The sequence below is a fragment of the Micromonospora sp. C41 genome, assembly GCF_018070485.1.
Lineage (GTDB): Bacteria > Actinomycetota > Actinomycetes > Mycobacteriales > Micromonosporaceae > Micromonospora > Micromonospora chalcea.
In genome coordinates this window covers 492981-504097 of the sequence record NZ_JAGPXP010000001.1, presented here as the reverse complement: position 1 = coordinate 504097, position 11117 = coordinate 492981, and the positions used below count along the sequence as shown (strand labels likewise).

General features: G+C 74.5%; 10 protein-coding genes. 6 read left to right on the top strand and 4 right to left on the bottom strand.

All coding sequences use genetic code 11. From position 1 onward, the window contains the following. Window positions 1-200: 200 nt before the first annotated feature. The gene (locus KBX43_RS01395; protein ID WP_043330014.1) at window positions 201-1226 is read right to left on the bottom strand and encodes a methyltransferase; all 1026 of its coding nucleotides are present in this window, start codon (window positions 1224-1226) and stop codon (window positions 201-203) included. Between the two features lie 161 nt (window positions 1227-1387). Here KBX43_RS01395 and KBX43_RS01390 point away from each other — a divergent pair, with 161 nt between their 5' ends. Further along, a complete protein-coding gene (locus KBX43_RS01390) occupies window positions 1388-2251 on the top strand; it encodes a TauD/TfdA family dioxygenase (protein WP_210882476.1) in 864 nt (287 codons plus the stop codon). Window positions 2252-2258: 7 nt separating this feature from the next. Here KBX43_RS01390 and KBX43_RS01385 read toward each other — a convergent pair whose 3' ends face one another. Continuing rightward, the gene (locus KBX43_RS01385; RefSeq protein WP_064445596.1) at window positions 2259-3425 is read right to left on the bottom strand and encodes a cytochrome P450; all 1167 of its coding nucleotides are present in this window, start codon (window positions 3423-3425) and stop codon (window positions 2259-2261) included. A gap of 193 nt (window positions 3426-3618) precedes the next feature. Here KBX43_RS01385 and KBX43_RS01380 point away from each other — a divergent pair, with 193 nt between their 5' ends. Together KBX43_RS01380 and KBX43_RS01375 are read left to right on the top strand one after the other, a co-directional pair. Then, window positions 3619-4782, top strand: a complete 1164-nt coding sequence (locus KBX43_RS01380; RefSeq protein WP_210882474.1) for a nucleotide disphospho-sugar-binding domain-containing protein — start codon at window positions 3619-3621, stop codon at window positions 4780-4782. 10 nt (window positions 4783-4792) lie between these two features. Then, window positions 4793-5995, top strand: coding sequence for a cytochrome P450 (locus tag KBX43_RS01375; RefSeq protein WP_210882472.1), 1203 nt, complete (start codon window positions 4793-4795; stop codon window positions 5993-5995). A 16-nt stretch (window positions 5996-6011) separates the two neighbouring features. Here the strand turns inward: KBX43_RS01375 and KBX43_RS01370 are convergent, their stop codons facing one another. Beyond that, on the bottom strand, window positions 6012-7418 hold the full coding sequence (locus KBX43_RS01370; protein ID WP_210882470.1) for a condensation domain-containing protein: 1407 nt from the start codon (window positions 7416-7418) through the stop codon (window positions 6012-6014). Between the two features lie 65 nt (window positions 7419-7483). On the opposite strand from KBX43_RS01370, the gene KBX43_RS01365 reads away from it, so the two are divergent. The 3 genes from KBX43_RS01365 (at window position 7484) to KBX43_RS01355 (ending at window position 9845) form a co-directional block, all read left to right on the top strand. Continuing rightward, window positions 7484-8164: a 4'-phosphopantetheinyl transferase superfamily protein gene (locus KBX43_RS01365; protein ID WP_210882468.1), complete on the top strand. Its 681-nt coding sequence runs from the start codon at window positions 7484-7486 to the stop codon at window positions 8162-8164. A gap of 86 nt (window positions 8165-8250) precedes the next feature. Continuing rightward, entirely contained in the window at window positions 8251-8520 is a 270-nt protein-coding gene (locus KBX43_RS01360) for a phosphopantetheine-binding protein (protein ID WP_030499105.1), read from the top strand. Between the two features lie 2 nt (window positions 8521-8522). After that, on the top strand, window positions 8523-9845 hold the full coding sequence (locus KBX43_RS01355) for a glycosyltransferase family 2 protein (protein ID WP_069088417.1): 1323 nt from the start codon (window positions 8523-8525) through the stop codon (window positions 9843-9845). An 8-nt stretch (window positions 9846-9853) separates the two neighbouring features. On the opposite strand, the gene KBX43_RS01350 is transcribed toward KBX43_RS01355, so the two are convergent. Then, complete coding sequence (locus KBX43_RS01350) at window positions 9854-11092, bottom strand: beta-ketoacyl synthase (protein WP_210882459.1); 1239 nt, start codon at window positions 11090-11092, stop codon at window positions 9854-9856. Window positions 11093-11117 lie beyond the last annotated feature (25 nt).

Here is an 11117-nt window from a genome sequence, read left to right as displayed (position 1 = left end):
GACGTTACCGGCCGCCCTCCCCGCGAACAACCATTGATAAATGCGAGCAGATATGGGTGGCGGCAAATGTCGTGACCGCATTTCTCAGCACATTGACCGATGCCCAGAGAAAACCGCCCTTCCACCCAGGGCCGCCATGTCGATGCATATACGTCAATGATCGGGCGCACGGGACGGCACCGGACAGGTGCGACGCGCCCTCAGGCGCCGGCGGCGAACTCCATGAGCGTGAGCCCGTCGGCGCCGTGGTACGTGCGCCGGGGCGACAGGCCCGCGGCGGCGGCCAGCGCGGCGAACTCGGGCAACCCGCGTTCCCGGCCGCCGACGAGCACCAGCATCCGCAGGTCGTACGCGGACAGGTGCGGCACGTGCGGCACCGTCGGCAGCACCTCGATGACGAGCACCCGGCCGGCCGCTCCGGCCGCCTCGGCGCAGCGCCGCAGGATCGCCGTGGCGTGGGCGTCGCTCCAGTCGGTGAGCGCGCGCGAGACCACGTACACGTCGGCGCCGGGCGGCAGCGGGGCGAAGAAGTCCCCGACCACGGTCTCGACCCGGTCGGCGAGGCCGCACTCGGCGAACGTCGCGGCGGCGGTGGCCACCGGCTCGGGGCGGTCGACGAGCGTGCCCCGCAGGTGCGGATGGGCGCCCAGCACCTCCCGCAGCAGCCCGCCCGCGCCCCCGGCCACGTCCACCACGTGGCCCGCCTCGCGCCAGGGGTAGAGCGCCGCGACCTCCGGCGCGGTGAACCGCTGCTGGCTGAGCATCAGCGCGTCGAAGTAGGCCCGGTGGTCCGGGTGCGCGTCCAGGTCGGCCCAGAAGTCCCGCCCGTGCACCTCGCGGTAGCCGGGCCCGCCGGTGCGGATCGCGTGCGGCAGACCGGCCCAGGCCAGGTCCATCCGCGCGCCGAGGCCGCCGAGGTCCAGATAGGCGCCGAGGCCACCGCCCTCGCGGTCGCAGAGCAGCTCGCCGACGTCGGTCAGGCCGAAGACGTCCGGCGACACCTCGACGAATACGCCCCGGTGCGCGAGGTAGCGCAGCAGGCGGCCCAGCGCGGCGGCGTCGGCCCCGGCGGCGCCGGCCAGCTCGGCCAGACCGGTGACGCCGTCGGCGATCAGGTCCGGCACGCGCAGGGTCACCGCCGTACGGACCGCGAACGGGGTGGCCAGGTCGGTGAGCCGGTCGAGCCGCTCCGCCGCGTCACCCTCGATCGGGGCATCGATCGCCACCCGCGCCTCCTCCACGTCGCGGGCCGGCCTCGCCGCCCCCGCCGGCACCGAATGGTTCCAGGCGTACGCCGGGTGAGTCAACGACGACGGCTGGTGAGGACATTCACGGGCGTGGAACAATTCGCGGACCAGCCGTGGCGCGCAGACCGGAGGGATCATCGATGACCACATCCATCGCGGCCGAGGTCCGGCTCGTCTCCGGCGCGCTGGGCGCCGAGGTTCACGGCATCGACCTCAACACGCTCACCGACGAGGGCTTCGCGCTGATCCACGACCTGCTGCTCAAGCACCAGGTGGTCTTCCTCGCCGGCCAGACCGGGCTGACGCCGGCCGCGCACGTGGCGTTCGGCCGCCGCTTCGGCGAGGTCGAGCTGCACCCCTATCTGCCACGGCTGGACGGGCACCCGGAGATCGTCGTCATCGACTCCGCCGACGGCGGCAAGGTCGACGTCTGGCACACCGACATGACGTTCCACCAGAGCCCGCCGATCGCCTCGATCCTGCACCTGGTCCAGCTGCCCGAGGTCGGCGGCGACACCATGTGGACCAACCAGTGCCGGGTCTACGAGGCGCTCTCCGCGCCGATGCGTGACCTGCTCGACGGGCTGACCGCCATCCACGTCATCCGGATCGGCACCAAGTTCACCAGCCGGGCCGAACACCCGGTGGTCCGGGTGCACCCGGAGACCGGGCGTCGATCGCTGTACGTCAACCGGCTGTTCACCTCGCACATCCCGCAGCTGACCCGCAACGAGAGCGACGCGCTGCTGGAGCACCTGTTCGCCTTCTCCGAGAGTCCCCAGTTCACCTGCCGCTACCGCTGGCGGACCGGGGACGTCGCGGTCTGGGACAACCGGGTCACCCAGCACTACGCGGTGAACGACTACGAGGGGCTGCGCCGCGGGCAGCGGATCACCGTGCTCGGCGACCACCCGACCGGGAACCCGCCGCGCTGGGAGCACTACGTGCCCGCGCCCGGCGAGCGCTACTGGCCGGGCCGGGTCAACGCGGTGGAGAGCTACTGACCGCCGCTCACCAGGTCACCGGGAACGAGGCGATGCCGCCGTTCATCCGGTCGTGCCGCCACGGGATCTCGGCCGGCGGCACCGCCGGCGCGAGCGCCGGCATCCGGGTCAGCAGCGCGCCCAGCGACAGCTCCACCTGCATCCGGCCCAGTGCCGTGCCGAGGCAGAAGTGCGGCCCGAAGCCGAAGGTCAGGTGCGGGGCGTCGGGCCTGCGGTCGATGTCGAAGACGTTCGGCTCGGGGAAGAACCGGGGGTCGCGGTTGCCGGCCCACGGGACCGCCATCACGCAGTCCCCGGCGCGCATGCCGACGCCGCCGAGGACCAGGTCCTCCCGGACCACCTGCACCCGGAACATGGCGCTCACCGACGTGTAGCGCAGGATCTCGTCGGTGGCCGCGGAGAGCTTCTCCGGCGCCGCGCGCAGCTTGGCCAGCTGCTCCGGGTGCCGGAACAGCGCGAGCAGGCCGGCGCTCGTCGAGTTGATCTCCAGCCCGCCGAGCAGCACCCCCATGGCCAGCTCGACCAGCTCGGCGTCGGCCAGCTCGTGCGTGCCGCGGACCCAGGCCGAGAGCAGGTCGTCGCCGGGCTCGGCCCGCTTGCGCGCGAGCTGACCGGCCAGGTAGTCCCGTAGCTGGGCCTGCGCGGTCGCGGCGTCGGCCGAGCCGTACGCGGTGACCGAGTTCAGCCCCTCGATCCAGGCGTAGAAGCGGGGACGGTCGGCGGCCGGCACGCCGAGCACGTCGCACACCACGAACACCGGCAGCGGCGCGACCAGCCCGGCCACCACGTCGGCCGGGCGCGGGCCGGCGAGCATCGCCTCGACCAGCTCGTCCACCAGCCGCTGCACCCGGGGACGGAACGTCTCGATGCGGCGGGCGGTGAACGCGCGCGCGGCCACCCGGCGCACCGCCGCGTGCGGCGGACCGTCCATGTTCAACTCGCGGGGACCGCCGCCGTCCGGCGTCGCGGTGGCGCCGAGCGGAAGCCGGGAGAAACGGGGGTCGGCCAGCACGGTGCAGCACTGCTCGTAGCCGAGCACCAGCCAGGCGGCCCGCCCGTCGGGCAGCCGCACCCGGCTGACCGGCTCGGTCACGACCATCTCCAGCAGCTCGGCCGGAAGATCGCCGGTGAATGGCTCGAACGGATAGGAACGCAACCCGGAATTGACGCTCAACGCACCACCGCCTGCCGATCGCGGTCCACCTCGGGCACCGGCTAAGACTCCAGCATCGGTTAGCCCGGCGTCAATATTCATTGCGGTCGTCCGCGACCTTCCGCGTACCGCTTCCATCACCTAGCATCGGTTGGCCAGGACTGCCGTTTCACGCGCGGATTGGTGGGATTTGACTGCGGCTCTGCGAATTCTGATGTCGACGTGGGGCTGGCGGTCGCATTTCTACGGCCTGGTCCCGCTCGGCTGGGCGCTCCAGGCCGCCGGCCACGAGGTGCGGGTGGCCAGCCACCCCTCGATGGTCGCCGCGATCAGCTCGGCCGGGCTCGCCGCCGTGCCGCTGGGCGCCGACGTCGACTTCGCCGCCGCGTTCGCCGGCCGGATCGGCGCGGTGGCGCCGCTCGACGGGCCCGCCACGGCGGACGCCCTGGAGCCGGCGATCACCGCCGACGGCGGGGTGGTCCGCTTCGCCGACGCCGTGCTCGACGAGCTGGTCTCCTTCGGCCGGTCCTGGCGGCCGGACCTGATCCTCTGGGAGCCGTTCAACCTGGCCGCGCCGGTGGCCGCCGCCGCGCTCGGCGTACCCGGCGTGCTGAACCTGTGGGGGCCGGACTCCTCGACCACGCTGCGCCTCGACCCGGAGTCGGTGGTCGGGCCGCTCGCCGCCCGGTTCGGGCTCGCCGCCGCCGAGGTGGCGTTGGACGGAGTGCTGACGCTCGACCCGGTGCCGCCGCCGATGCAGGTGCCGATGCGGCGCCCCGGCCGCCCGGTGCGGTTCGTGCCGTACAACGGCCCGGCCGTGCTGCCGCCCTGGCTGCGCCGCCCGGCGGACCGGCCCCGGGTGTGCGTCACGGCGGGCACCATGATGGCCGGCGCGGGCCTGGACGACCGGCTCGACCTGGCCGGGGTGATCCACGCGGTGGCCGGGCCGGACGTGGAGGTCGTCGTCGTGGTCGAGCCGCGCCAGCGCGAGGCGCTGGGGCCGGTGCCGGCCGGGGTCCGCCTGGCCGACGGGCCGCTGGCGATGCGGCTGGTGCTGCCGACCTGCGCCGCGCTGGTGCAGCAGGGCGGGGCCGGCACCACCATGACCGCGCTCGCGTACGGCGTGCCGCAGCTCGTCCTGCCGCAGGTCAGCGACCAGCACTTCAACGGTGAACGGCTGGCGGCCACCGGCGCGGGCGCCTGGCTGACCCGCGAGCAGGCCACCGCCGCCGCGGTGCGGGACCTCGTCCGCGAGCTGATCGCCGACGGCCCGTGGCGGCGCGCGGCGGCGCTGATGCGCGACCGGGTCCACGCCATGCCCGCCCCCGCCGACCTGGTGCCGACGCTCGCCGCCCTGGCCCGGGGCGGCCCGATCTGAGGAGTCGCAGATGACGCAGGACCCGCCGGCCATCCCGTACCCGCTCGCGCCGGCTCCGACGATCTACCACCCGTCGCCGGACTACACCCGGATGCGCGAGACGTGCCCGGTGGCCCGGGTCGAGCTGCCCGACGGGGCGTGCGCGTACCTGGCCACCCGGCACGCCGACGTGCGCCGCGTCTTCACCGACCAGCGGTTCAGCCGGGCCGCCGCGGCCGGCCCGAACCGCCCGACCCGGGAGCTGGGCTCGCTCGCCGAGGACTCGCTGATCGGGATGGACCCGCCGCGGCACACCACGATGCGCCGGGCCGTGTCGCACGCGTTCACCGTCCGCCGGGTGGAGGAGCTGCGCCCGCGGGTCGCGGCGCTCGTCGACGCCATGATCGACGGCCTGGTGGCCGCGGGTCCGCCCGCCGACCTGATCACGCACGTCTCCGGCCCGCTGCCGATCTCCGTGATCAGCACGCTGTTCGGCATCCCCGAGCGGGACCGGGAGCGGGTACGTCAGTGGTCGGACGCGCTCGTCGGCGACTGGGACGCCGACCCGGAGGCGCCCCGGGCCGCGCTGGAGGCGTTCCGCGAGCTGATCGAGCAGCGCCGCCGCGAGCCCGGCGACGACCTGATGAGCGCGCTCATCGCGGTCTGGGACGAGCACGACGACCTCACCGAGCGGGAGCTGGTCTCGGTCACCGCCGGCATCTTCGTCGGCGGGCACGAGACCACCACCAACCAGCTCAACCTGTTCCTGCTCGTACTGGCCCGCCACCCCGAGCAACTGGCCGCGCTGCGCGGCGATGACCCGGTCGCGGTGGCCCGGGCGGTCGAGGAGCTGTCCCGCTTCATTCAGCTCGGCGACAACGGGGTGCTGCTGCCCCGCGTCACGACCGAGGAGGTGGAGCTGGGTGGCGTACGCCTGCCGGCCGGCGCCGCGGTGCTGCCGGCGATCGCGTCGGCGAACCGGGACGCCACCGTGTTCCCGGGCGCGGACACGCTCGACCTGACCCGCGCGCACAACCCGCACCTGGCTTTCGGCGCCGGCCCGCACCACTGCCTCGGCGCGGCGCTGGCCCGGATGGAGCTGCAGGAGGCGCTCGGCGGCCTGCTGCGCCGGCTGCCCGGGCTGCGGCTCGCGGTCGACGAGTCGCAGCTGCGGTTCCGGCCTGGTCTGGTGGTGCGCAGCCTGGAGTCGCTGCCGGTGACCTGGGACGCGTGACCGGCGCTGTGACCGGTCAGCCGCCCGCCGATCCCGGGATCACCCGGGTCGGGGCGGCGGGGTCGAGGGCCGCCTCCACCGCCACCTCCTCCACGCCGCGCAGCAACCGTTCCGCCTGTTCCTCGGTGAAGCAGCCGAAGTCGAAGATGACCTGGAGGTAGACCGTCTCCGGCTGGTCCTCGACGGTGATGAACACCTGCTCGGGCAGGTGGTCCAGCGGGCCGTCCCAGACCAGGAACGTCTCGTCGGCGCGGCGGCGGATCCGCTCGGCGGTCACCGGGTCGTCGTGCAGCCCGACGTCGGCCGCCTGCCGCGTGGTCACCCGCCGGTCGTTGATCCGGCAGCTGATCCGGGCCGGGTATCCGCGTTCGGTGTCCAGCCGGTCGGAGACCTCCGCGAGCTGCGCCGGGTCGTAGTAGGCGTACTTCCCGGCCGACACCGCGGCCCGGCGGGCACGCGTCACCACCTCGTCCACAGTGGTGTCGGCGGTGTCGACGCGCAGCACGCCGTTCTGGCTCAGCGGGGCGATGGCCTCGGCGAAACCCGGCCGGAACCGGTTGCCGACGATGAGCTTGGCGGTGAGCGGACTGACGCCGGTGGCCCGGCCGATCGCGACCGCGATGACCGCCAGCAGCACGCGCGAGGTGTCGGTGCGGGTCCGCGCCGCGATGGCCCGCACCGCCAGGTACGCCGCCGGTGAGCTGAACCGGCCGTGCCAGTACCGGTGCCCCCGGCGCCCACCGGCGGCCGGCTCGCCGAACGTCAGCGGCGGGATGTCCCGCAGGTGCTCCGCCCAGTGCCGCACGGCCCGGTCGCTGACCCGGCGCAGCGGCGGCGTCTCCTCCCGCCGGCCCAGGTCGAGGATCTGCACGGTACGCGGGTCGGCGACCCGGCGCACCGGGCGGCCGGCGAGGCCCAGATCGGCCAGGAGCAGCGACGTGGCGGTGCCGTCGACCACGAGGTGGTCGATGGTGAGCACCCGGTGCACCAGGACGCCCCGGTGCCGGATCACCGCCATCTTCACCGACCAGTCGCGGTAGAGGTCGTAGTGGCTCAGCAGGCGGGCGTGGCCCAGGTCGTAGGCGAACGTGGCCACGTCGGCCGGGTCGGCGTCGTCGGGCACGTCCACCACGTCCAGGACCGTCTCGCCGGTGGCCGACACGACCTGGCACGGACCGCCGTCGCCCTCGCCCAGCCGCATCCGCAGCGCCGGGTGCCGGGCCATCAGCGCGGCGAACTCGGCCGCCACCTGCTCGACCGTGACGCCCGGCGGCACCGGGTGGGCGCCGCTGACGTTGTGCGTCCAGCCGGTCTCCCGCATGTCCTGCATGATCGCCTTCTGCCCCCAGGTCAGGGGCGCGACGCCGGCGCCCGGCCCGGCGAACGCGACGGGAACGTGGGCCTGGACCGTCTGCGCGAACACCGGTCAATGAGAGCAACGGGCATCGGTGTGTGTCAACGCGACGGCGCACCGTTACGCTGCCGTCCATGCGGGACGCCGTACGGGTCTGGGTGCTTGCGGCCGGGGCGCCGCCGGACGTGCTGGCCCGGTACCGGGCGGTGCTCGACCCGGCCGAGCGGGCCCGGGCCGCGCGGCTCGCCGCCGACGGGCTGCGGGACCGGTTCACGGTGGCGCACGGCGCGCTGCGCGTGCTGGCCGGGCGGGCCACGGGCGCGCCACCGGCGGCGCTGACCTGGCGCCGCGGCCGGTACGGCAAACCGGCGCTGACCGGGCCGTGGCGCGGCCTGCACACCAGCCTGTCCTACTCCGGCGATCTGGTCGCGGTGGCGCTCAGCGACGGCCGCCCGGTCGGGGTGGACATCCAGCACGTCGTGCCGGGCGGGGACCCGGTGCCGGCGTCCGCGCGCTTCTTCCACCCCCGGGAGGCGCGGCACGTCGCCGCCGGCCCCGACCAGGCCGCCCGGGCGCGGCGGTTCGTGCGGCTGTGGGCCCGCAAGGAGGCGGCCGTCAAGGCGGCCGGGGGCCGGCTGTGGCCCAACCTCGGGATGCCGGTGGACCGGGCCGACGTGGTCGAGTGCGCCGACCCGGCCGGCCGGCACCGGCTCGCCGACCTGGTCGCGCCACAGGGGTACGCGGTGGCGGTGGCGCTGGCCGGCGACGAGCCGTACGCCGTCGAGTGTCGCACCGACCTCGGTGACTGCCCGTGACCACCATCGCACCCGTTGACACTCACCGATCTCCCCTGCTCTGATGACTCCATGCTGGAGCGCGTGATCGACCCGTGGGAGCCCCGGTGCTAGAACACGACGCGCCGCCCCGGGACCAGGTCGTGGACCGCCTGACCGTGCTGCTGACCCGCATGCTGCGGCCGGACGCGCCGGTCACCGAGCAGACCCAGCTGATGGACGAGCTCGGCCTCAGCTCCTCGCTCGGCCTGGAGTTGCTGCTGGCGCTGGAGGACGAGCTGGAGATCCAGATCGACGTCGAGGAGCTGGACGAGGACCGGATGGCGACGCTCGGGGACCTGGCCGACTACATCACCGCCAACTCCACCGCGCGCTGAGCATGCCCACAGCGGACCGGCCCAGCCTGAGCGTGGTGGTGCCCGCGCACGAGAACCCGTCCGCGCTCGACACCACGCTGCGCTCGCTGACCCGGCAGACGCTGCCGGCCGCCGACTTCGAGGTCGTCGTCGGCGACGACGGGTCGGCCGTCGCGCTGGGCCCGGTGGTGGACGCGTACCGGGGCCGGCTGCGGATCGAGTACGTGCGCAGCGACCGGAACCGGGGTCGCAGCGCCAACCGCAACGCCGCGGCGGCCCGGGCCCGCGCGGCCACGCTGATGTTCCTGGACGCCGACACGGTGGCGCATCCCACGCTGCTCAAGCGGCACCGCGACTTCCATGCCGGGCGCGCCGGCCGGCCCGGGGTGCTGCTCGGCCAGCGGTACGACCTGGACTGGGCCGGCGCGGACGCGCTGCGCCGCGGCGAGCCGGTCGTGCCGGCGATGCTGGACGCCGAGCGCGGCGACCCGCGGCTGGAGGACATCGCCCTCCCGCAGCGGATGGGCGACTTCCCGAGCGCGCCCTGGGTGCTGGGCCTGACCCACAACGCGTCGGTGGACCACGAGTCGTTCCGGCGGGTCGGTGGCTTCGACGAGGCGATGGTCAAGTGGGGCTTCGAGGACCTGGAGTTCTTCTACCGGGTGTTCCACCTGCACGGCGCCCCGCCGGAGCTGTTCCGGCTGGACGTCGACGCGCTCTCCTACCACCTCCCGCACTTCCGCAAGACGTCCAACGGGATCGCCTCGATGGACAACATGAAGTACCTGCTGCGCAAGCACCTGCGCTACGACGTCGAAGTGCTGTACGGGATCAACACGTTCGGCCGGCACCTGGGCCGGATCCGGCTCTACGGCGCGGCCATCGAGGCGTACCGCTCCGGTGGGCTGGGCCGGCCGGACGTGCTGCCCGGGTCGCTGCGCGACGAGCTGGCCACGAGCGCCGCGCTGGTCGTCGGCAACGGCGTGTCCGCGCTCGACCTGGGCCCCGGGTCGCACACGTTCGACCACGACGCGCCGGTCGGCGGGACGAACTCCCACCTGCTCGGCACCGTGCTCCAGCAGTTCAAGGCCGGCGCGCTGGACCTGATCGTCAACGTCGACATGTGGCGCTGCCTGCTCCCCGAGGACCTGCCGGCGTTCCTCACCCGGGGGCTGCTCAAGGCCGACCGGATCGAGCTGGTCGCCTCCCGTACCGGCCTGGACCAGCGCGCTCTGCTGCCGGTGCCGCTCGTCGCCGACCTGGACTACGTGGCCGACATGCTGCGCCCGCACTTCAGCGTCGCCGTCGCCGCGTACGACGCGGCCACGGTGATCACGCTCCGCTGACCCGCCGCTCAGGCGGGCCGCGCCAGGACGAGGCTGACGTTGTGGCCGCCGAAGCCGAACGAGTTCGACAGCACCGCGTCCACCGTCGTCGCGCGTGCCCGCCCACGGATGTGGTCGACCTCGCCGTCGCGCTCCGGCTCGTCCAGGTTGCGGGTGGGCGGCAGCAGGCCGCGGCGCAGCGCCTCGACCGCGATGGCCGCCTCGATCACGCCGGAGACGCCGAGCATGTGCCCGGTGACGCCCTTCGTCGAACTCAGCGGCGGCGCTTCCGCGCCGTAGACGTCGGCGAGCGCGGCCAGCTCGGCGGCGTCCCCGGCCCGGGTGCTGGTGCCGTGCGCGTTGACGTACCCGATGTCGGCGGGCTCCAGACCGGCGTCGCGGACGGCCAGGCGCATGCACCGGGCCGCGCCGGCGCCGTCCGGACGCGGCGTGGTCGGATGGTGGGCGTCGTTGGTGGCGCCCCAGCCGAGCACGTCGGCGTGCCGGCGGGCGCCGCGCGCGGCGGCGTGCGCGGCGCGTTCCAGCACGAACACCCCGGCGCCCTCGCCGAGGACGAGCCCGTTGCGGCGGCGGTCGAACGGGCGGCTCGCGGCGGCCGGGTCGGCCCAGCCGCGGGCGAGCGCCCGGGCGTTGCCGAACGCGTCGGCGAACGTCGGGAACAGCGGCGCCTCGGCGCATCCGGCGAGCACCACGTCCGCGTCGCCGGCGCGCAGGATGCGCAGCGCCTCGCCGATCGACTGCGCGCCGGCCGCGCACGCCGTGCCGATCGACGAGGTGTAGCCGTGGATGCCGAACTTGATCGCGATCCGGGCCGCGCCCATGTTGGGCAGCGTGCCGGGCAGCATGTACGGGCTGACCCCGAACCGTCCGCGCCCGGCGCGGGCGAGCACCTGTTCCTCCAGCGTGGACAGTCCGCCGACGCCGGAGACGACGACCGCCACCCGGTGGCTGTCGACGTCGTGGCCGATCCGCAGTCCGGCGTCGGCGAGCGCGTCCTCGGCCGCGCGCAGCACCATGACTATCGACCGGTCCACGACGCGGGACTCCGGGCCGGGCAGCACGGTGGCCGGATCGATCGCCGGGGCGAACGCGGCGACGTCGACGACGCCGTGCAGCGGATGGTCGTGCGGTGGCCGGGTGAGCCCGGAGCGGCCGTCGCAGACCGCGTCGAACACCTCGGCGGCGGTCGCGCCGACCGGGCTGACGAGCCCGATGCCGGTGACCGTGACCCGTTCGCGCACGCTCACCGGAACCGGCGCGCCGGGGCGTGAC

What these genes read in the sequence shown, in the direction of transcription:
- KBX43_RS01375 (WP_210882472.1), top strand. Translation starts at nt 4,793, where the DNA reads ATGACGCAGGACCCGCCGGCCATCCCGTACCCGCTCGCGCCGGCTCCG.
- KBX43_RS01380 (WP_210882474.1), top strand. Translation starts at nt 3,619, where the DNA reads ATGTCGACGTGGGGCTGGCGGTCGCATTTCTACGGCCTGGTCCCGCTC.
- KBX43_RS01365 (WP_210882468.1), top strand. Translation starts at nt 7,484, where the DNA reads ATGCGGGACGCCGTACGGGTCTGGGTGCTTGCGGCCGGGGCGCCGCCG.
- KBX43_RS01390 (WP_210882476.1), top strand. Translation starts at nt 1,388, where the DNA reads ATGACCACATCCATCGCGGCCGAGGTCCGGCTCGTCTCCGGCGCGCTG.
- KBX43_RS01355 (WP_069088417.1), top strand. Translation starts at nt 8,523, where the DNA reads ATGCCCACAGCGGACCGGCCCAGCCTGAGCGTGGTGGTGCCCGCGCAC.